This is a genomic window from Ensifer sp. YR511 (genome assembly GCF_900103045.1).
Taxonomy (GTDB): Bacteria; Pseudomonadota; Alphaproteobacteria; order Rhizobiales; family Rhizobiaceae; genus Ensifer; species Ensifer adhaerens.
In genome coordinates, this window is the sequence record NZ_FNGR01000001.1 from 159097 (window position 1) to 180406 (window position 21310).

At 63.3% G+C, this 21310-nt stretch carries 18 protein-coding genes; 8 read left to right on the plus strand and 10 right to left on the minus strand.

Annotated features, from left to right (window positions below):
- Positions 1-13: 13 nt before the first annotated feature.
- Positions 14-181 (minus strand): hypothetical protein, encoded by a 168-nt coding sequence (locus tag BLU15_RS39380; protein ID WP_162733015.1) that lies wholly within the window; start codon positions 179-181, stop codon positions 14-16.
- Positions 182-193: 12 nt separating this feature from the next.
- On the opposite strand from BLU15_RS39380, the gene BLU15_RS00735 reads away from it, so the two are divergent.
- Complete coding sequence (locus BLU15_RS00735; protein WP_034795292.1) at positions 194-868, plus strand: HAD family hydrolase; 675 nt, start codon at positions 194-196, stop codon at positions 866-868.
- A 40-nt stretch (positions 869-908) separates the two neighbouring features.
- Here the strand turns inward: BLU15_RS00735 and BLU15_RS00740 are convergent, their stop codons facing one another.
- Entirely contained in the window at positions 909-2798 is a 1890-nt protein-coding gene (locus BLU15_RS00740) for a L,D-transpeptidase family protein (RefSeq protein WP_090293907.1), read from the minus strand.
- 509 nt (positions 2799-3307) lie between these two features.
- On the opposite strand from BLU15_RS00740, the gene fumC reads away from it, so the two are divergent.
- Together fumC and BLU15_RS00750 are read left to right on the plus strand one after the other, a co-directional pair.
- Positions 3308-4699, plus strand: a complete 1392-nt coding sequence (gene fumC, locus BLU15_RS00745; protein WP_034795294.1) for a class II fumarate hydratase — start codon at positions 3308-3310, stop codon at positions 4697-4699.
- A 192-nt stretch (positions 4700-4891) separates the two neighbouring features.
- Positions 4892-5962: a GGDEF domain-containing protein gene (locus BLU15_RS00750; protein ID WP_060520683.1), complete on the plus strand. Its 1071-nt coding sequence runs from the start codon at positions 4892-4894 to the stop codon at positions 5960-5962.
- Positions 5963-6059: 97 nt separating this feature from the next.
- On the opposite strand, the gene BLU15_RS00755 is transcribed toward BLU15_RS00750, so the two are convergent.
- The 3 genes from BLU15_RS00755 to BLU15_RS00765 all read right to left on the minus strand — a co-directional run bounded on the left by BLU15_RS00755 (position 6060) and on the right by BLU15_RS00765 (position 8544).
- Positions 6060-6845, minus strand: a complete 786-nt coding sequence (locus BLU15_RS00755) for a M15 family metallopeptidase (protein WP_244546686.1) — start codon at positions 6843-6845, stop codon at positions 6060-6062.
- A 54-nt stretch (positions 6846-6899) separates the two neighbouring features.
- A complete protein-coding gene (locus BLU15_RS00760; protein WP_090293910.1) occupies positions 6900-7508 on the minus strand; it encodes a pyridoxamine 5'-phosphate oxidase family protein in 609 nt (202 codons plus the stop codon).
- Positions 7509-7635: 127 nt separating this feature from the next.
- Positions 7636-8544: an alpha/beta fold hydrolase gene (locus tag BLU15_RS00765; protein WP_090293912.1), complete on the minus strand. Its 909-nt coding sequence runs from the start codon at positions 8542-8544 to the stop codon at positions 7636-7638.
- Between the two features lie 47 nt (positions 8545-8591).
- Here BLU15_RS00765 and BLU15_RS00770 point away from each other — a divergent pair, with 47 nt between their 5' ends.
- A complete protein-coding gene (locus BLU15_RS00770) occupies positions 8592-9074 on the plus strand; it encodes a MarR family winged helix-turn-helix transcriptional regulator (protein ID WP_162731914.1) in 483 nt (160 codons plus the stop codon).
- A gap of 57 nt (positions 9075-9131) precedes the next feature.
- Here the strand turns inward: BLU15_RS00770 and BLU15_RS00775 are convergent, their stop codons facing one another.
- Positions 9132-9506 carry a gamma-butyrobetaine hydroxylase family protein gene (locus tag BLU15_RS00775; RefSeq protein ID WP_090293915.1) on the minus strand — a complete coding sequence of 125 codons (375 nt, stop codon included), beginning with the start codon at positions 9504-9506 and terminating at the stop codon, positions 9132-9134.
- Positions 9507-9721: 215 nt separating this feature from the next.
- Here BLU15_RS00775 and moaA point away from each other — a divergent pair, with 215 nt between their 5' ends.
- Positions 9722-10771 (plus strand): GTP 3',8-cyclase MoaA, encoded by a 1050-nt coding sequence (moaA, locus tag BLU15_RS00780; protein ID WP_082572764.1) that lies wholly within the window; start codon positions 9722-9724, stop codon positions 10769-10771.
- 239 nt (positions 10772-11010) lie between these two features.
- Here the strand turns inward: moaA and BLU15_RS00785 are convergent, their stop codons facing one another.
- On the minus strand, positions 11011-13554 hold the full coding sequence (locus tag BLU15_RS00785; RefSeq protein WP_090293917.1) for a methyl-accepting chemotaxis protein: 2544 nt from the start codon (positions 13552-13554) through the stop codon (positions 11011-11013).
- 454 nt (positions 13555-14008) lie between these two features.
- On the opposite strand from BLU15_RS00785, the gene BLU15_RS00790 reads away from it, so the two are divergent.
- From BLU15_RS00790 to mobB, 3 genes are read left to right on the plus strand one after another with little or no spacing between them, the layout of a single operon-like run.
- Entirely contained in the window at positions 14009-14917 is a 909-nt protein-coding gene (locus BLU15_RS00790) for a DMT family transporter (RefSeq protein WP_060528791.1), read from the plus strand.
- Positions 14918-14926: 9 nt separating this feature from the next.
- Complete coding sequence (gene mobA, locus BLU15_RS00795) at positions 14927-15592, plus strand: molybdenum cofactor guanylyltransferase MobA (RefSeq protein ID WP_090293918.1); 666 nt, start codon at positions 14927-14929, stop codon at positions 15590-15592.
- Positions 15589-16110: a molybdopterin-guanine dinucleotide biosynthesis protein B gene (gene mobB / locus BLU15_RS00800; RefSeq protein WP_090293920.1), complete on the plus strand. Its 522-nt coding sequence runs from the start codon at positions 15589-15591 to the stop codon at positions 16108-16110. The genes mobA and mobB overlap by 4 nt, the downstream gene beginning before the upstream one ends.
- A 22-nt stretch (positions 16111-16132) precedes the next feature.
- Here mobB and BLU15_RS00805 read toward each other — a convergent pair whose 3' ends face one another.
- The 3 genes from BLU15_RS00805 to BLU15_RS00815 form a co-directional block, all read right to left on the minus strand.
- On the minus strand, positions 16133-17731 hold the full coding sequence (locus BLU15_RS00805) for a tetratricopeptide repeat protein (protein ID WP_090293921.1): 1599 nt from the start codon (positions 17729-17731) through the stop codon (positions 16133-16135).
- Between the two features lie 223 nt (positions 17732-17954).
- Positions 17955-18698, minus strand: a complete 744-nt coding sequence (locus BLU15_RS00810; RefSeq protein ID WP_090293922.1) for a polysaccharide deacetylase family protein — start codon at positions 18696-18698, stop codon at positions 17955-17957.
- Between the two features lie 167 nt (positions 18699-18865).
- Entirely contained in the window at positions 18866-21214 is a 2349-nt protein-coding gene (locus BLU15_RS00815; RefSeq protein ID WP_090293924.1) for an OmpA family protein, read from the minus strand.
- Positions 21215-21310: the final 96 nt, after the last annotated feature.

Below are 21310 nucleotides of genomic sequence, written 5' to 3' on the forward strand. Positions count from 1 at the left end.
CAATAGGCCGCAATCAGCGAACGGCCGCCCGTTTTTCCGCTGTGACACTTACACGCCCGACGACGCAAACAAAAGTCAAAATGAAATCGGCACTCAGGATTCCGTGTGCTTGCCGGCGCCGCTTGCCATTGCAATCGCCGATGAGTTCGCCTACCCGATCAACAACGGTTTTCAGCGCCAAGAGGTTTTCTCCTTGTCTTCTCCCATTGTCGTCTTCGATCTCGACGGAACGCTCGTCGACACGGCGCCAGACCTGGTCGCCAGCCTCAACCATGCGGTTACCCAGGCCGGCGTCGAGCCGGTCACCTACGGCGACCTCACCCATCTCGTCGGCCACGGTGCCCGCGCCATGATCGAGCGCACCTTTGCGATGCGGCAAAAGCCGCTGGCCGAAGACATGCTGGAATGGCAGCTGAAGGAATTCGTCGATTTCTACCACGGCTCGATGCCGGGCGATTCGCTGCCCTATCCGGGCCTGGTCGACGCGCTCGACCGCCTATCCGGCGCCGGCTTCAAGCTCGCGGTCTGCACCAACAAGCCGGAAAAGCTCGCCACGCGTCTGCTCGAACGGCTCGGCCTGATCGAGCGCTTCGCCGCGATATCGGGCGGCGATACCTTCGAAGTGCGCAAACCGGATGCTGCCCACCTGCTGCGCACGGTGTCCAATGCCGGGGGCCTGGCGACCCGCGCCGTGATGGTCGGCGACAGCCTCAACGACTTCCTCGTCGCCCGCAATGCTCAGGTACCCTCGATCGCCGTTCCCTTCGGCTATTCCGATGTTCCGGTCGAAAGCCTCGACCCCACCGTTGTCATCAGCCACTTCGACGAACTGACCCCGGATCTGGTCTCGGGCCTGTTTTCCAAATAGCAGACAGGAAAAAGGCCGCTCGAAGCGGCCTTTTTCTTGCTTATCCTTCTGCCCGGCGTGCGCCGCGCGTCGCCTCGAAGGCCCGGTTCATATACATGTCGCGCTCATAGACGTCGTTGAAGTACTCGACCACGCCGTCCTTGTTCGGCCAAGCCGTGAAGTAGGCGACGTAGACGGGAACCTTCACCGGAACCTGCAGCGCCTTGTTGCGGCCGCCGGCGATCTCCTTGCCGACATCGTCGACGCTGGTGCCGAGCACGGCCGCCGCCATCAGGCGCGGATCGGCAAGCCGCACGCAGCCATGGCTGAGCGCGCGATTGTCACGCTTGAAGAAGCTCTTCGACGGCGTGTCGTGCATGTAGATCGCGTGACTGTTGGGGAACAGGATCTTCAACTCGCCAAGCGCATTGTCGCTGCTCGGCGGCTGACGCACGGCAACCGATGCGGTCGAGCCGTTCCAGTTGACCGATGCGGACGGGACCGGGCGACCACCGACCTCGACCTGGTAGCCCATCCGGTCGAGATAGTTCGGGTCGCTCCTGAGCTTCGGCAGCATCTCGTTAACGATGATCGACTGCGGCACGCCCCAGTAGGGGTTGACCTCGACCGTCTGGATCTCGTCCTGGAAGAAGTAGGTCTGGTTCGCCTTGGACCCGACGACGACGCGCATGGAGAACTGCTCGGCGCCCTTGTCGGCGTAGGTGGCGGTAAAGGCCGGCTGGTTGATGAAGACGTAGCGGTCGCCGAGACCATCCGGCAGCCAGCGCGCCTGCTCCATGGCGATTTCGAGCTTGTTGATCTTGGAGGCGACCGTGTCGCCGCCCGTCAGGATGCGAAGCGACGCCTGGCCGACGACACCGTCGGCCTTGAGCCCGTGCTCCTGCTGGAAGGCCTCCACCACAGCAACCAGCTCCGGCGTGTATTCCGGCGTGCCCTGGTAGGCGGCAAGAACCGTGGCATGATCGGCCTTCAGCTTCTCCGAGCCCTTGAGGCGGATACCTGCGATGACGTTGGCGAGCTCGGGATTGCTCTGACCCGGCTTCAGCAGCGTGCCGGGCGCGATTTCGACGCGCTGCTCGACGCTCTGCTCGGAGCGCAGCTTCACCAGTTCGGCAGAAAGAGCGGCAAATTGCGCGCTCTTCGGGTTCTGCTCATTGAGAAGCGCGGTCATGTCGCTGCTTGCCGACATCTTGTCGAGAAGCGGCAGCAGATCCACCGTCTTGCGCTTGAAGTCGTGGTAGCCGGAGATCTTGTTCGGGTCGATGCGACCGCGCACCGTGTCCTGCACGTAGCTGAGCGTCGCTGCCGAAAGCGCGATCTCGAACTGCACAAGCTCTTTCTCGCGGGCGATCATGTCGCCGCGATCGAACGTATCGGAGGGCACGCTGACGGCATAATCCTGCGGATCGAGGCCGACCTTGGCGGCGTCGGCAAGAACGGCAACCGCCGCCTTCGCCTTGGCGTCGACGCCTTCGGCGCCAATCCAGATGTAATCCATACGGGCGCCGTAATGGGCTTCGACCGCCTTTGCGACGTCACCCGAGGCGCGCACATTGATGCCGGGAAGGAACTGCCGCGCGTCAGCCAGCGGCATGCGCAGCACCGGCGGCAGCGCGTCGTTGCGCACGGAGCCGGTGACCAAGGGATCGAGCAGCTTGTCGGTTGCGATCCGACGTAGCGGCTCCGCCTTGTAGGTATAGTATTTCGGGCCGGTGATCTTCGGCAGCGGCTTGGCCGCCTGCTGCGGGTCAGCCATCGTGCCCACACCCGGGAGCGGCTGGGTCGGCTGCACCTGCTGCGCCTCGGGCTTCTTTCTGCCTGCCCGAATGAAATCGCCGAACGTGAAGGCCGAAGCCGGCCGCGCGTCCATGGTCGCGATCGCACAGCCGCTCATGAGCGCCACGATCGCTGCCGTCTTAAGAACTCTCATATGAAACTACGTCCCCGTATCGCGTTGTCGCCGAATTCGGCTGAAGCCAGATTCTCGCCACGCCCTCGTGCGCTAAAAGTTATAGAAAAGGATGGTGAATGAAAAGGAAACGCGCCGATAACGATCGTCCTCGAACCTCCGTCTAGAATCTCCCCAACGCCTCATTTGCAGGACGTTCAGCGAGCGATAAAAATTTGATCCCACTGGATTTTATTTCGGTGCGCGCGTTGGCACGGGCGGCGGCCGGCGATCGGCGCTGGAAAAGAAGATGGCGTCTGTGACCGAAACATCACAACGCCGCCAAACGCCCGGCAAGGACCGAATCACGGTGACGCGGCATGCACCCGCCACGCCCAAGGGGTTTCAAACGATTGTAGCATGGCCAGCCATGGACCGCCCCTTTACAAGCTCCAGCCGTCGGGGCAGAGAGAGGCCCGGCACCCTGGAGAGATCGGCCACACGGCCCCTCGCCAGGCTTGATGAACCGCATGATCAAGGCAGGTATCACGATGACATCGACGCGCACGGAAACAGATACGTTCGGCCCCATCGAAGTGGCAAACGACCGCTATTGGGGCGCCCAGGCCCAGCGTTCGCTCGGCAACTTCAAGATCGGCTGGGAAAAACAGCCGGCCTCGATCGTCCGGGCGCTCGGCATCGTCAAGCAGGCGGCCGCCCGCACCAACCAGGCGCTCGGCCGGCTGGATTCGACCGTCGCCGATGCCATCGTCAAGGCTTCCCAGGAAGTGATCGACGGTAAGCTCAACGACCATTTCCCGCTCGTCGTCTGGCAGACCGGCTCCGGCACGCAGTCGAACATGAACGCCAACGAGGTGATCTCGAACCGCGCCATCGAACTGCTCGGCGGCGTCATGGGCTCGAAGAAGCCGGTGCATCCGAACGACCACGTCAACATGAGCCAGTCGTCGAACGACACCTATCCGACGGCCATGCATATCGCCTGCGCCGAGCGCGTCATCCATGACCTGCTGCCGGCGCTGAAGCACCTGCACAAGGCGCTCGAAGCCAAGGTCAAGGCGTTCGACCACATCATCAAGATCGGCCGCACCCACACCCAGGACGCAACGCCGCTGACGCTCGGCCAGGAGTTCTCCGGCTACGCGGCGCAGGTCGCCTCCTCGATCAAGCGCATCGAAATGACGCTGCCGGGCCTTTGCGAACTCGCCCAGGGCGGCACGGCCGTCGGTACCGGCCTCAACGCGCCTGTCGGCTTTGCCGAAAAGGTCGCTGAAGAGATCGCCAAGATCACCGGGATCGCGTTTACCTCGGCGCCGAACAAGTTCGAAGCGCTCGCCGCCCATGATTCCATGGTCTTCAGCCATGGCGCGATCAATGCGACAGCCGCCGCCCTCTTCAAGATCGCCAACGACATCCGCTTCCTCGGCTCCGGCCCGCGCTCGGGTCTTGGCGAACTGTCGCTGCCCGAAAACGAGCCTGGCTCGTCGATCATGCCCGGCAAGGTCAACCCGACCCAGTGCGAAGCCCTGACCCAGGTCTGCGTCCAGGTGTTCGGCAACCACGCCGCACTCACCTTCGCCGGCAGCCAGGGCCATTTCGAGCTCAACGTCTTCAACCCGCTGATGGCATACAACTTCCTGCAGTCGGTGCAGCTGCTGGCCGATGCGGCCGTATCCTTCACCGACAATTGCGTCGTCGGCATCGAGGCACGCGAAGACAACATCAAGGCGGCACTCGACCGCTCGCTGATGCTGGTGACGGCGCTTGCTCCGAAGATCGGCTACGACAACGCCGCCAAGATCGCCAAGACCGCCCACAAGAACGGCACGACGCTGCGTGAAGAAGCAGTCGGCGGCGGCTATGTGACGAACGAAGAGTTCGACGCGGTCGTTCGTCCGGAAACAATGATCAGCCCGGCCTGATCCATTTTGATACACCACGGCGCCTCCAAGGCGCCGTGGCTTTGATATCTCGAACGCACTGTCCATCGGCAAAATCTGCCGTGATCGGTCATGATGCGGCGGCGCGACGGCGGCAAATATTAAGACTTCGCAAATCATTTGCCCCTAAAAATAATGACCGATAAGCAGCGTTTCATATTAGGGGGTTTGCAGATGCAAACGGCAAGCTCGGGCAAGGCTCAGACGCCCGATATCGCAGCGCAGGTAACCCATGCGATGCGCATGATGGGCGTGGCGCCCATCCCCCGCAACTACGAGCTCTATTACGAAGCCTATCTCGGCTCCAACCCGCAATTGTCGAAGGAGCTGGCAGCGCTCGGCAGCCGCGCGACCCAGGAAGAACTGGATGCAATCGGCGCGCAGTATTTCAGCCACATCCATCGCTCCAACGGCATCGAGCGCGCCCACACCACGCTCGCGGCCAAGCTTGCCGAACTCGTCACCCTGTTGCGCGACGAGCAGTACGCGCTCGAGAACTACAACAAGGTTCTCGACGAAGCCTATGTCAACATCGTCAGCAAGAGCGCGTCGAGCGCCGATATCCTGCGCAACGCAATCGGCATCCTGACCGACGCCACGGCCGAGACGATGAGCCAGGGCAAGGAACGCGTCGAGACTGTCGTGCAGAAGTCCTTCGAGATGGAGGTCATTCGGCAGGAGCTCGACGAGTACAAGCGTATCGCCAACACCGACTCGCTGACGCGGCTCGCCAACCGCCGTGCCTTCGACGACAATCTGGCGGCCGTCTACAACAACGAGCACCTGCGAAACTTCACCGGCCTGCTCGTTGCCGACATCGACCATTTCAAGAAGGTCAACGACACCTTCGGCCATCCGGTCGGCGACAAGATCCTTGCGACCGTCGGCGGCGTGCTGCGCGCCAACCTGCGCCGCGAAGCCTTCGTCGCTCGCACCGGCGGCGAGGAGTTCGCCATCATCCTCGGCGACAGCAGCCAGGAAGAATGCCTCCAGATCGCCGACCGCATCCGCACCGTGCTGGCCGCAACGCCCTTCCGCAACTCCAAGACCGGCGTCAATTACGGCCCGATCACGCTGTCCGTCGGCGTTTGCATGGCGACGGCCGCCGAAGACCCGGTCGACCTCTACAACAAGGCCGACATCGCGCTCTACTCGGCCAAGAACGCCGGCCGCAACAAGACGGTTCTCTTCGAAGACGGCATGCGCAAGGAATCCGGCCGCAACTGGCTGATCTACCGCCGCTGAGACAGCAGTGCCTATCTGAAATGAAACCGACAACAGGCGCCTTCACGGGCGCCTTTTGCGTTTCATGGGCAACGAGCCCGCTTTCCGCTCAAATGCGTTACCGGCGGCAGGAATCGGCGCCTGCGGCGCGAGCGATTGCGATGATCTCCGGCCGGTACTCGAAGTGCATCGTGTCGAAGTGATACCAGCGGCCGCCCCAGATGAAGCCGTGTTTCTCGAAGGCTTGGACGATGTCCAGCGGATAGCGGTTGCGGTAGCCGCCCCTGGCTTTTCCCGCCCAACGCCAATAGTCGGCAAAGCGCGTGTTGATATCGATGGCCGCACCGAAGCTGTGGACCGACAACGTCGCAGCGCCGGCAATTGGCCGCCAGTTGAAGGTACCGGCACTCGGGCTGAGATAGCGCTTGAGTTCGGCTTGCCGCGAAAGGTCGGCAGCAACAGCCTTCAGCGCCGCCGCCATCCCGTACTTCCCCGTCACTTGCAGCCGTTCGCCGAACCAGTCCACGCTCACGAGATCCCGCCGGACGGCTGCAGCGCTGCCGCCATAGAGCCGTTTCAGCAGCGCTTCGCTGCGGATGCGCCCCGGGTCGAAATCGACCGCCGGTGGCGTCGCACAGGCACCAAGCGGATAGATCAGCGACAGGCTGTCCTCGACGTCTCCTGCGGCGAGTTTCTCGGCATGGCTTTTCGCTCGGCCGTCGTCGATGACGATCGGCGGTCCGCCATCCCTGAGGACCAGGGCATTACTCTCGATGCGCTCGATGGTATCAGGGTAGCTGGCTGCCAGCAGCCTGAGCTTCTCGGATAGCAACGGCTCGGTGGCCGACGCCTTGCCGGCTAGAAAGGCGAGCAGGAGGGCACCTGTCATAGCTTGCCGCAGCACCCTCGCCTCCAGTTTCTGTGCTTGCCTAATCGCGCCGATCAGCCGGGACGCAGCCTACCACATGGTCTTGGCGGCGCGTCCCGGCCATTCGCGGTCATAGGTTTCGCGGTCGAAATCCGCCTTGGCGGCCTTCAGAAGCGTGCCAGGCGTCGGCAGCGATGCCGGATCGAGGAAGCGGTCTGGGTTCCAGAGCTGGGCGCGCATGACGGCGCGGGCGCATTGGAAATAGACCTCACCGATCGTCACGACGATAACGCTGCGCGGATGTTTGCCGTCGACCTCGAAGCTTTCCGTCAAGCCAGGATCGACACTGAGGACCGCCGTGCCGTTGATTCGCATCGTCGTGTTCGAGCCGGGGATCAGGAACATCAGCGCCACGCGCGGATCGCGCACGATATTGGCGAGCGAATCGACGCGGTTGTTGCCGCGCCAGTCCGGAATCAGCACCGTCCTGTCGTCGGCGATCCGCACGACGCAATCATCGTCCCCGCGCGGCGAGCAATCCAGGCCCTCCGGACCGACGGTCGCGAGCGCGCAGAAAGGCGATGCCTCGATCATCAGCCGGTATTCAGCCGTCAACGTCTTGGTGACCTTGGCCACCGATGCTTCGCTGACGCCGCCATAGAGCGCGTTGAGTTCCTCGACCGAGGCGATGATCGACATACCGTCCTCCAATGCTGCCAAATTTTCCCGGGGAACGATCAGGGCGCTGATCTGCGCGCCGAATCCCGGGCCAGTGACCCTTCGGCCGATAGCATGACAGACTGATGACGAGGTCAACGAAAAATAGTCAGGCGGCGGCTTTTTGATCTTCCGCGTGTATGAAGGCGTTGATCCGCGCAATCACGGGTGCGGCCGAAACAATGCGCCTGTGGCCAAAACCGTTTGCCCAGTGCATCTCGACATTCGGCCCGGCCGCCGCATAACGGCGCGCATGGTCGGCGGAGACTTCCTTGTCGTCTTCCGCATGGATGATGAGCGTCGGCACGGCACGCGCCTGGATCACCCGCGCGGCATCGAAATCATCAAGGCGCCGTCCGGACAGACGCTCGACCACGCCTTCGAAAGCCGCCTGCGCCTTTGGCGACAGGCGAAGGATTTTTCCGAACCCTTTGAAAAGCCAGGTCATCTCGCTCGGCGCGCCGATCAGCACCAGCTTTCTCGGCATATGGCTGTGCACGTCGCAGACGATGCCGCCGGCCGCACAGGCCAGGCTGCCGCCGCCGAAGGAATGGCCGACACAGACGTCGAAATTGCCGAAATGCCGCCAGGCCGCGTCGATCGCTCGAACCGCCGCCGGCATCGTCAGCGTGCGCCCCGGCGAAGCGCCGTGCCCTGGCCAATCGAGCGTCACCACCTCGGCGCCGCCCTTGACCAGGCCGTCGATCATCGCCGACAGATAGTCGCTGCGCGATCCCCAGCCGTGCACGAGGAGAATGCGCTTGGTGTTGGCGGCCTCGCGCGGTGCGGCGAACTTGCGCGCCAGCACCCAGCCGCCGGCATAGGAGAGCGTCACCGGCTGCCCCCTGGCGATCACCGGGGCCGCAGCCGCAAGCGCCGCCCTTTCCTTGGCATTCTTCGGCCTTCTGCCGGGCGTGAGGGTGAACAGCCTGAAAGCGAGCCGCCCGGCCGCCTCGGGTGAAAACGCGTCGACGCCTTTCAGCGCGTTACGGATGACCTTGATCGCAAAGGATGCCATAGTGAGAATCTCTAAAAATGTTCAATGCTGAACATAATTGTACAACGATGAACAAAAATCAAGTGACCACAGAACATCATTTTCCCTGGGACCACCCTCGCTTCCGCAGCTGGATCGCGGTTGCCCGTGCCTGCCAATTGATGCAGCAGACGGTAACCCGCGAGATCGCCCATCTCGATATCAAGCCCCCGCATCTCGACATCCTGATCAATCTCTACCGGTTCGACGGCATCTCGCAGCAGGAACTGGCGCGCAAGCTCCTGGTCGGCCGCTCCAACATGAGCATGCTGCTGCCGCATCTGGAAAAACGCGGCCTGATCCTGCGTCGCGGTGACGAGAAGGACAAACGGGTGCTCAGGCTATCGCTGACGCCCGAGGGCCGCACGCTGACGGAGACCGCGATGGAGATCCACACGGCGCTGATCGAAAGATTGCTCGACGATGAGTCGATCGATGACTGCCTGGTGGTAACCCGCTCCATGGAGCGGCTGATCGGCCTGCTCTTGCGGGAGGAAGGCGAATTGGCCTGAGGTGGGCGCCACGCGGCCGTAGCGCCCCTGAAACCACACGCGGGCGCACGGTCGTCGTCAGCGCGGCTTCTCGGCCTTGTCCCGTGACATGCCCTTCTCCACGAGCTCCTGCTCGTAGCCGGCAAACAGTTCCGCACCCTTTTCGCCGAGTTCGCGCAGGTAGTTCCAGGTGAAGATGCCGGTGTCGTGGAAGTCGTCAAAACCGATGCGCACCGCATAGTTGCCGGTCGGCTGCACCGAAATGATCTGCACGTTGCGCTTGCCGGGCACGGTCACCCGCTGACCGGGACCATGGCCCTGCACTTCGGCCGACGGCGAAAGCACCCGCAGCATCTCGGCCGAGAGATCGAAGGAGGCTCCGTCGTTGAACGTCACCACAAGCCGGTGGCGATCCTTCGACACCCGCAATTCCGTCGGCCAGAATTCGCTCATTTTGCTGCTTCCTTTCGCGTACGACAAACCGGATGCCGGCCATTCGCCGTAATCTGCGTCCCCCGATGCGGCATTGCTCTGAAGGACAACAATGCACTAGCGCAGAAATCGGCGCGCGAGAATTACCCGTCTCTTCCGATCAACACTTTGCGACAGTATGCGCCTTGACGCGACGATCTTCGACGACGACATTGAAGGGGCTGGGAGAAAGACGCTTGAACACAGCAACGATAGACAGATCTGGCGCTCTGCCGCTGGAGCAGAAGACAGCCCCGATGATCGACCCATTCGGCCGGGCGATCACCTATCTGCGCGTGTCCGTTACCGACCGCTGCGATTTCCGCTGCACCTATTGCATGGCCGAGCACATGACCTTCCTGCCGAAGAAGGATCTGCTGACGCTTGAAGAATTGCAGCGTCTCTGTTCCGCCTTCATCGAGAAGGGTGTCCGCAAGCTCAGGCTCACCGGCGGCGAGCCGCTGGTGCGCAAGAACATCATGTTTTTGGTGCGCGAACTCGGTCGCGAGATCGAGGCCGGCCGGCTCGACGAACTGACGCTGACGACCAACGGCTCGCAGCTTGCGAAATATGCCGCCGAGCTTGCAGACTGCGGCGTCAAGCGCATCAACGTCTCGCTCGACACGCTCGACCCGGCAAAGTTTCATCAGATCACCCGCTGGGGCGATCTCTCCAAGGTCCTGGAAGGCATCGACGCAGCCCAGGCGGCCGGCCTGAAGATCAAGATCAATGCCGTTGCGTTGAAAGGCTTCAACGACGCAGAGATTCCCGATCTCATGCGCTGGGCCCATGGCCGCGGCATGGACCTGACCTTGATCGAGACCATGCCGATGGGCGAGATCGAAGAAGATCGGACCGACCACTACATGCCGCTGTCGGAAATGCGCCGGCAACTGGAAGAGCAGTTCACCTTCTCGGAGATTCCCTATCGCACCGGCGGCCCTGCCCGTTACCTCGAGGTGGCGGAAACCGGCGGAAGGCTCGGCCTGATCACGCCGATGACGCATAATTTCTGCGAGAGCTGCAACCGCGTCCGTCTCACCTGCACCGGCACGCTCTATATGTGCCTCGGCCAGAACGACGCGGCCGACCTGCGTACAGCGCTGCGCGCTTCCGAAGACGATGCCTATCTCAGCCAGGTGATCGACGAGGCGATCGGCCGCAAGCCGAAGGGCCACGACTTCATCATCGACCGCGAGCACAACCGCCCGGCGGTTGCCCGCCACATGAGCGTCACCGGCGGCTGATCTTTCATCAGGATACCAATTTGGAAGAACAACCGGCAGGCGGCCCCTCAACCGCCTGCCGGCACCTTCTCCGCGCAGGTGGGGAGAAGGGAATGTGGGGCACACCTTCGTGTCCCCACGTATTCCGCGTGTAAGTGGATAGCGCCTGTATGGGCGCACTTGCCCCTCCGGCACGTTCCCTCGCCCCGCCTGCGGGGAGAGGGTTGGTCAGCGGGTGCCCAAGCCGCCCGCCCGGACACTTAAGCCGCGTAGCTTCGATGCCCCTGTCCGCGGGCGCCGATACCGTCCGTCCCGGTACGGAAGCGTTCGATCTTGTCGTTGAGCGCTTCCACCTGCCGGCGCAGGCCATGGATCTCGGCGGTGTTTTCCTCGACCATCGCGGCGTTCTGCTGGGTGATCATCTCGACCTGATGCACCGCCGAGTTCACCTCGTTGAGACCGGTGTACTGGTCGGCGGCCGAAGCCTCGATGTTGCTGACGAGGTCGTGGATCGTGCCTATGTGGCTGTTGATCACTGTCAGCGCGTCGCCGGTTTCCTGGACGAGAGCGACGCCGCTTCTCACCTGTGCCGAGCTTTCGGAAATCAGCCCCTTGATCTCGCGGGCAGCCCCGGCACAGCGCTGGGCGAGTTCACGCACCTCCTGCGCGACGACGGCAAAACCCCGGCCCGCCTCGCCTGCCCGCGCCGCCTCGACGCCGGCGTTGAGCGCAAGCAGGTTCGTTTGGAAGGCGATCTCGTCGATGACGCCGATGATGGTGCTGATCTTCTCCGAGGAGCGGTTGATCTCGGCCATGGCATCGATCGCCTTGGCGACCACCTGGCCGGAATGCTTGGCGTAGGAGTTGGTCTCGCCGACCGAAACCGTCGTCTTGCGGGCGCTTTCGGCCGTCGCGCGGACGATATCGGTCAATTGACGCAGCGCCCGCGAGCTTTCCTCGAGGGCTGCCGCCTGCTGCTCGGTCCGGCGCGCCAGATCGTCAGCCGACGCGGCGAGATTGCCGGTGCCGCCGGTGATCTCGCCGGTGACAACGCGCACGTCGGCAAGCGTCGCCCGCAGCGCCTCGACCGCATTGTTGTAGGTGCGGGCCATGATCACGTAATCGGCGGGCAGATCCTCGGACATGCCCTCTTCGAGATCGCCATCGGCAAGTGCTGCGAGCACGTCGGAGAGCGCGTTCAGCGCCTGCATCTGCTCGGCCTCGATGCGGGCGCGCTCAGCAGCCCGGCGCGTTTCCTCTTCTGCAGAAAGCGCGCGCGCGGCCTCGGCCTCACGACCAAGCCGGACATTCTCGACCGCATTGTCGCGGAAGACGGCAACCGAGCGCACCATGTCGCCGATCTCGTCGCCGCGGTTGCGGCCTTCGATGGCAACGTCGAGGTCACCATTGGCAAGCCGCGTCATCGTTTCGGTCACGCGCTTCAGCGGACCGCGCAGCGTCTCGACCAGCATCAGGCCACCGATGATGGCGAGCAGCGTGCCGGCGATCATCGCCACGATCGAAACGTCGGCCGAACGCTGGCTGTCGACCTTGCCGGCCTCCTGGGCGCTGCTGACGAAGCTTTCGAGCGTCGTGCTGGCGGCTGCGACCATCGTCGCCGCTTCGCTCTTTGCCGTTTGCCAGCGGCCGCCGACGTCGATCAATGCAGCGGTGTCCTTGTCGATGTTGTCGAGCGACGGGCCGAGCTTACCCGGAAGGTCGCGAAGGGCAGCGTTCTTGCCGCCGAGTTCGCCGAGCTTGGCTGAGGTTTCGCGAACCGCCAGGATGTCGGCCATGACCGGCTCGCGGCCGGCGGCATCGAGCTTGCGATGCAGTTCGCTGATGTGCAGCCGCGTGCTGTCGAGGCCCTTGAAGGTGTCGCCCATCAGCGCGATCAGGGTCTTCAGCTGCGAGATCTCGGCATCCATGCCGACGAAGCGCTTGGCGGCCGTGTCGGAATTCTTCGCGGCCTCCTTGGCAAAGTCCGCTTCGTATTTCGAGAACTTGCTGAGGATCGGCACCAGCGCGTTCTTCTTCGCCTCGTTGTCATCGCCGCCGGCAAGGGTCGCCTGCACCTTCGTTGCCTGATCCTTCAGTTCGGCAATCGGCGCCTGCACCTTTTCCGAGGCGATCTTTTCCGCCTCTTCGATCTGCTTCATGAGATGCGGCAGAAGCTTGTTCGCCTGGTCGATCTTGGCGTCGGGGTTGACGGCCATGGTTACCGGCAGGCGGAATTTCTTGATGCGCTCCGCAAGGCCCTGATAGGCGGCGGCATCGAACAGCAACGCCTTGGCAAAGGCCTCCTTTTCACCCGATTCCTTGCGGATGATGTCGATCTGCTTGTAGGCGCCATTGCCCTGTTCGGTCATGTCGGCAAGAGCCTTGTCGAGCGACGCCGTCACCTGGTCGCGCTCGAGCTTGGTCGCCCAGAGCTTGTCCGTCTGGCTGCGCATGGCTTGACCAAGCGTAAGCACCGAAGCGATTTCCGCCTTGTCCTCGGCACGGGTCAACAGGCCGTCGAGCGTCTTCACGCCGCTTTCCTGTTCGTCGATCTGGGCCGACAGTGCCGTGCGCGTTTCCTCGCTCGGCGCATCGGCAAAAGCCTGCAGCGCGCCGCGCAGCGCCTGGAAATCCGAGAGATTGTTGATGGTTTCCCGCGTCACGGTCATATGGCCGTTGAGCGTGCGGGCAGTGAAGAAGCCGATGAGACCAATGCCGGCGATAAGCGCCACGAGCGGAACCACGAAAAGCAGCACCTTGGTGACGATACGCAGCCGTTGCAGCAAGCGATCGATGAAAGACATTGCGCACCCCTGATTATTCTTATGGGAAGCAGGCCCGCGCGGCGGTTTTTCTTGGCGGAAACACCGATGGGCCATCGGCCGGAGGCTCTCCCAAGCCTCAAGCAAACGTCCCTGGAATGGCCACCCTGCAAGGTTTATTGCGGCGCCACCCCGCCGATCGCGTCATGCGAATGGATGCGGAATTGTGGCGACGATAGGCAGCGAAACTTAAGATTCCGCGAATGAGCTTATGTTCGAACACACCGGCTTTACCGGCATGCGACAGTCTTTCCGGCAAAGGTTCTCCCTCGAAGGCATCTCTTCTACTTGCCGGACAAGAAAAGTCGGGGCGGCATGCGATCCCGTTTGCACAACCCGGCAGCCAATGCTTAAACATTAGGCGATCCATTCACGGATTCGCCTCCCCATCCGCCGGCAGCGCAGGCCGCTTGCCCGGCGTCGCAGGACAGCCAGCATGCAAGCCTCCACCAATTTCCGCGGCATTCTTTTCATGTGCCTGGCGATGGTCACGTTCTCGTGCAACGACGCGCTCGTCAAATCCGTCACCGGCGCAATGAATGTGGGGCAGATCATCTTCGTGCGCGGTTTGCTGACGACGCTGATGGTCGTGCTCGCGGCCTGGCATTTTCGCGCCTTCCGGCCGATCGGAACGCTGATGCGGCCGGTGATCCTCTTGCGCATCGCCATGGAGGCGTTGGCCTCGGTCACCTATATTTCGGCCCTCGGCCAGATCCCGCTCGCCAACGCCTCGGCAATCATGCAGGCGCTTCCCCTGGCCGTCACGCTCGGCGCCGCACTCTTCCTCGGCGAACCGGTCGGCTGGCGCCGCTGGACCGCGATCATCGCCGGCTTCATCGGCGTGCTCATCGTGCTCCGGCCGGGCCCCGAGGGCTTCACGCCGGCGGCGCTGACCGTGGTTGGGTGCGTCTTCGTCACCGCCACCCGCGACCTCTGTACCCGCCGCATCGGCCACGACGTGCCGGCGCTCTACATCACCGTGTCGACTTCGCTCGTCACCACCCTCGTCGGCGCCTTGCTCATCCAGCCGATGGGCGGCTGGCAGCCGATGTCGACGACGACCATCAGCCATATCGCTGCGGCAAGCGTTCTGCTGATGCTCGGCTACCAGACGATCGTGCTGGCGATGCGGGCCGGCGACATTTCGGTGATCGCCCCCTTCCGCTACACCAGCCTGATCTGGTCGATTGCGATCGGCATCTTCTTCTTTGCCGAGGTGCCGGATCACTGGATGCTGGTCGGCGTCGCGATCATCATCGGTTCGGGTCTCTACACCTTCTATCGCGAGACGCTGCGCGGTCGCAAAGCCGTCGCCCAGCGCTCGCTGACCGGCCCACTGGAATAGGAGTCGACAATGCCCGAAAGCCGTCCCTCGCCCCTGATCAGCGCATCCCTGCCCGCCGTCGTCCTTGGCGGCGGATTGTCGCGCCGTATGGGCAGCCCGAAGTTCGGCCTTCAGCTGGGCGGTCAGACGATGTTGACGCGCATCGTCGCCCGGCTCCGGCCTCAGGTGACGAGCGTCGCCGTCAACCTCAACGTCGATCCGGCTGGCGCCATCGACAGAGGCGTGCTCGTCATCGCCGACACAGTCCCCGGTTTTCTCGGCCCGCTTGCTGGCGTGCTGACAGCCATGCGCCATGTCGCGGCGACCAATCCGGCAGCAAGCCACGTCGTCGTTGTTCCGACCGATACGCCGTTCTTTCCGGATGATCTCGTCACCCGAATGGTTGCCGGCCTGACAGAGCACCAGCAGATTGCCGTTGCGGCATCCAACGCGCAGATGCATCCGTTGTTCGGGCTCTGGCCGGTCGCCCTTGCGGACGAGCTTGAGACCTTTCTGACAAGTGACCCGAAGCGCCGCGTCCGCGCCTTCATCGAACGCCACCCTTCGGTAACGGTCGATTTTCCGCTTATCGCGACGGCAGAAGGCGCATTCGATCCGTTCTTCAACGTCAACACGCCCGAGGATCTGACCGACGCGGAGCAATGGTTGCGTTTCTTCGAGGATGACAAAACATGAGCGCCATGAAGATCTTCGGCATCGCCGGCTGGAAGAATTCGGGCAAGACTGGCCTGATGGTACGGCTCGTCACCGAGCTAACGCGGCGCGGCTACATCGTCTCCACCGTCAAGCACGCCCACCACGACTTCGATATCGACAAGGTCGGGGCCGACAGCTACCGTCACCGCGAGGCCGGCGCCCATGAGGTGACGATCGTCTCCGGCACGCGATTTGCCATCATGCACGAATTGCGCGGCGCCCCGGAGCCAGGCTTCAAGGAGATCCTGGCGCGGCTCGCGCCTTGCGATCTCGTCCTCATCGAAGGCTACAAGCGCGAACCGATTCCGAAAGTCGAGGCTCGCCGTCTGGAGTCAGCGAACCGCGAGCCGCTGGCGCCCACCGACCCCCACATCTGCGCAATCGCTGCCGATCATCCGGTAGAAGGCTCCGATCTGCCGGTGTTCGAGCTCGACGACACGGCGGCAATTGCCGATTTCGTCGAGAAGGTCACAGGGTTACAGCGCAAAGGCGTCTGAAATGCGCGAAGGCGCGGCAGGCTCAACGCTGTGAGGCACGGCGATACTCTTCAGGCAGCTTCGCCAGCAACTCCTGCGCTTTCTGCATCCCTTGCGCGGCCGCCTTGGCATACCACTCGGCCGCGGCTGAAAGATCCTGCTCCACCCCATCGCCTCTCGCATAGGCGATACCGAGAAAGAATTGGGCGTCGGCATTTCCTTGCTCCGCCGCCTTGCGGAACCACCTGACGGCAGCCGGAGCGTCAATCTCCACGCCGATGCCATTGAGATAGGCGATGGCGAGATTGAACTGCGCCAAGGCATAACCCTGGTCAGCAGAAAGCTTGTAGAGCCGCGCCGCCTCCTTCGCGTTCTTCTCGATACCTTGGCCATTCGCATACATGACCGCCAGGTTGAATTGCCCTTTGGGATCTCCGCGATCGGCAAGCATCAGGAACCAGCGGTGCGCCTCGGCGTAGTTTTCATCGACGCCGGCACCCGTCAGGTACATGGCGCCGACATTCATCTGCGCTTGCGGGTTTCCCTGTTCTGCCGCCTTCAGGAACAACTCGAATGCCTGAGCCTCGTCCTTCTCGACCCCGCGACCCAGCATGTAGAAGATTGCCAGATCCACCTGCGCCGAGACCATGCCCCGGCCCGCCGCCATGCGGCACCACTTCACCGCCTCCCGATCGTCACGCCCGACGCCGAAGGCGCGCGCGTAGATCGTGCAGAGGAGATTCTGTGCCTGCCCGTTTCCGGCATTCGCAGCAAGCCGCAGCCAGCGATCACCCTCCTTGGTATCGACCCGCCCCGCCTCGCTATTGAAATAGAGCCTGCCGGCATTCACCTGCCCTTCGATGTTTCCCTGCTCGGCTGCTCGCACATACCAGTTGAGCGCCTCGGGAACGCTGCGTTCGACACCGGTGCCTCTCTCATACATAACGCCGAGATTGTACTGGGCGCGGGGTTCCCCGCCGATCGCGGCGCGCGACTCCCAGCGATAGGCCTCCGCGTCATTCCTCAGCGTACCGTTGCCCTGCAAGTAGGCGACGGCAAGATTGTGCATGGCCGCAACCAGCCCCTGGTCCGCAGCCTTCCGATACCATTCGAAGGCCGCGGCCGGATCGCGCGCCGTTCCGCGCCCCTCCTGAAGCATGTAGCCGAGATTGTATTGGGCCGCGGCATAGCCCTGCTCCGCTGCCAGCCGGTAGTAGGCAACGGCCTGCGCGTCATCCTTGGCGACACCCAATCCCTGTTCGTAGTGAACGCCGATATTGTACTGGGCGGCCGGCGTCTTCTGATCGGCTGAAAGCCGAAACCAGCGAAGCGCCTCGACATAGTTCTGCTTCACACCTTCGGCACCGTTGAAGTAGATCGAGCCGAGCAGGAACTGGGCTTTCGCGTTGCCCTTCGCTGCAGCCCTCCCGTACCAGCCGATGGCTTTCATGACATCGTGGGCAACACCTTCGCCGGTCTGGTAGCGCATGCCGAGATCGACCTCGGCCTCAACGTCACCGGCCTCGGCGCGCTCCAGCACCTGCTCGAATGGTGGCAGAGCCGTGCCTGCGCCATAGGCACGCGTAGGCAAGGAAGCCTCCACGAGCAGTGCGATAACGAGCCCGAAGACGACACGTTTCATCCCACCCCTCCAGAACCAGTCGCATAGGGAGAGAAGCCTACGGGGAGGAACCGGCAACGGAAAACGGATTTCGACGGACCGCTACTTTGCGTCGAGCAGCGGCCTCGTGGCCGACGAGACATGAACCGCCGCGGAGGGCGCGCCGCATTCACGGCCCACACTTGCGGCTTACGCCAACGCCCTCGGCGTGCGGATATTTTCCGGTATCAGCCGTTGCTGGCGGTCAGTTCGTCGCGCCGACGGTCATTTCGTCCGGAATGTCGTTCAGTCGCACGAAGCTGTAGCCCTTCGCCTTGAGGTCGAGGATGCCGCGGGCAACGCCGGCGCCGGCGGAATGGGTCGGTTGGTTGATATGGGCGATGATGACGTCACCGTCCTTGGCGGCGCGAATGCGCTTCTCCGCCATCGCCGCACCCAGCAGCGAGCCACCGTCACCGTTCACCGAGTAGCCGGCTATGCGATAGCCCATGGCGCGGATCTGGCTCATCGACGAATGGGTGTATTTGGCCGTCGCGCCGCGAAACCACTTCGGCGCCGGCAGGCCATGCGCCTTGATTGCGACAGCACCGCCATCGACTTCGGCGGTGACTGCCGCCTCGGAGCCGGCTGCCGCGATGCCATAGACGGAAATCTTCACGTCGATCGGCGGCACGTGCATGGCGCCGTGGTCCTCGATCTCGAACAAATCCGGATGCGCCTTCATCACCTCGACGACGAGGCCGTTGCGCTTCAGCCAGCGCGCGGTGACGAAGATCGTGGCGGGGATGCGGTTTTCGATCAGTGTGCCGAGGATGCGCATGTCGGTGGCGCCGCTGCAGGCATCAAGCGTCAGCGCCACCCGCGGCGCTCCGCCCTTTCCCTCGGGATTGGCGGGCAGACGCAGATCCGGCTCGACGAGCCCGGGCGCGGCGATGGCAGAATGGGCGAGCGTGGTGGCGGCAACAAGCGCGAGGGCAAAGGCTTTCATGGCAATCCGGGAAGAAGAGTCTGGGAAGGAATGTCAAACGACGGAAACCCGCCTTTTGCGAGGCGGGTTTCCTGCTCTTATCCGGGCAGTCCTGCCCGAAGCTTGATCCGCCCAGCGCCAATCATTTTGGCGCTGCGCGCGCCTTGTTAGCGCTGCGCGAAGCCCTGTTAGCGCTGTGCGACCGGGCGAACCAGCGGGGTCACACGGCGAATGGTGACGCGACGGTTCTGCTGTTCGGCGTCCTGGGTGCGAACCTTCAGGAAGCGCTCGCCATAGCCCTGGGTCGCCAGGTTTTCCGGCGGAATGCCGTAGACCTCGGTCAGCAGCGAGGCAACCGATTCGGCGCGCTTGTCGGAGAGCACCAGGTTTGAGCGGTCCGAGCCAACGGCATCGGTGTGGCCTTCGATGAAGAAGGTTTCACCCGGGTCCTTGGCGAGGATTTTCTCCATCGCGGCTGCGACCTTGCGCATGGTCTTGGCCTGCGACATCGACACTTCGGCGCTGCCCGTCGGGAAGGTGATCGTGTCGAGGTCGACGCGGCGCACCTTGTCGCGCAGGCGGGCGGAGTGGCGGACTTCGTCCATGGTGTAGACGCGCTCGACACGCTCGACCGGCGGCTCGGCCAGGAACTCGTAGTAGTCGCGATCCGGATCGTCGGAAACGTCGGCGATGTAGTCACGAACCGGGATGCGCAGGCGCATCGGCGGCAGTTCGTAGCCGACGTCGATGATCGCCGGACGCGGACCCTCGTCACGCTCGGGCGCATAGATCATCAGGTATTCGTTGCCGTCGCGGTCGACACGCGAGCGCTGCAGGATGTCGCCGTAACGGTTGTAGACGGTGACGATCCGGTAGCCGCCCGGACGCACGATGGTTTCGCGGGTGCGACCGCGCGGAAGCTGATCGTAGTAAGTCTCTTCCGCATCGTAACGCAGGCGCGGACGGTCGTCGCCACGCACGAAGATCTGGTCGCCGACACCGAGGATCACCCGGTTGTCGACCTGCTCGACGATCTTTACCTCAGTGATGTTGTTGGTGATGTTGTTGACCGTCGTATTGTTGTTGATCACCGTGTTGTTGATAACAGTGTTGTTGACGATGTTGGTCGTCTCCGGAACCACGAAGACCGGAGCCTCATCGACGCGCGTACCCTTTTCGTTGAGGTTCGCTTCGATCTTCTGCGGTAGGTCGGCCGGCATCTCGGCAGCGATCGCAGCCTGCGCTGCGGCATCGTCGGCCGGCGGCGGGGCGTCCTCTTCCTTGGCGCGCAGTTCTTCACGCAGCTTCTGGCGCTCTTCGCGCGCCTGGTTGCCGCCGGCATTGTCGGCGTCCTTGTCGCTGTCGAGCACGGCAGCACCGTTTTCGACCGGCAGCACGACGGTTTCGTCGGTCGCGGCCGGATCATCGGCGATCTTCACCTTCTCTTCTTCGGTGCGGGTGTCGACCACTTCCGGAGCCGGCTGCTGCACCTGCGGCTGCTCGGCTGTTACCGGCTGCTCCGTGCCGGGCACGGGCTGACCTTCGCCGGTCTGCGGCTGCTCGGTACCCGGGACTGGCTGTCCCTCGCCCGTCTGCGGCTGTTCTGCACCAGGCACCGGCTGGCCTTCGCCGGTCTGCGGTTGTTCCGCGCCAGGCACAGGCTGGCCCTCGCCAGTCTGCGGCTGCGGCTCGACGGCGGGAGCGGTTTCGCCACCGGCCTTCGGCTCTTCGGCAGCCTTCTGCTCTTCGGCAGCCTTCTGCTCTTCGGCAGCCTTCTGCTCTTCGGCAGCCTTCTGCTCTTCAGCAGCCTTCTGCTCTTCAGCAGCCTTCTGTTCGTCAGCGGCCTTCTGCTCTTCGGCGGCCTTCTGCTCTTCGGCGGCCTTCTGTTCGTCAGCAGCCTTCTGTTCGTCAGCGGCCTTCTGCTCGTCGGCGGCCTTCTGTTCCTCAGCAGCCTTCTGCTCTTCGGCTGCCTTCTGCTCTTCAGCAGCCTTGCGGGCAGCCTCTTCCTCAGCAGCCTTCTGCTGCTCGGCAGCCTGACGTGCCGCTTCTTCTTCGGCAGCCTTCTGCTGTTCGGCAGCCTGACGTGCGGCTTCTTCTTCAGCAGCCTTCTGCTGTTCGGCAGCCTGACGTGCAGCTTCTTCTTCAGCAGCCTTCTGCTGTTCGGCAGCCTGGCGCGCAGCTTCTTCCTCAGCGGCCTTCTGCTGCTCGGCGGCCTGGCGCGCTGCCTCTTCTTCAGCGGCACGCTGCTGCTCGGCGGCCTGACGGGCAGCCTCTTCCTCAGCAGCACGCTGCTGCTCGGCGGCCTGGCGTGCGGCTTCTTCTTCAGCGGCGCGCTGCTGTTCGGCAGCCTGGCGCGCGGCTTCTTCTTCCGCCTGGCGCTGCTTCTGCAGCAGCAGTTCCTCGTCGGATTGGCCACCGCCCTCCTGTGCAACCTCGAATGGCTTCATCAGGCTGTCGGCCACCGCGGGCGGAACCGCCACGGACACCGACAGCACCGGCAGCGCGACGGTCGCGAACAGCTTGGATCGAATCGACATTTTGTCTTCCTTCCTCTTCCTGGGAGGTCCTGGCCCGCATCCTCTCGTCAACCTGTGACACGCTGAAGAAGAGAATGCGAACACGAATACTTACGG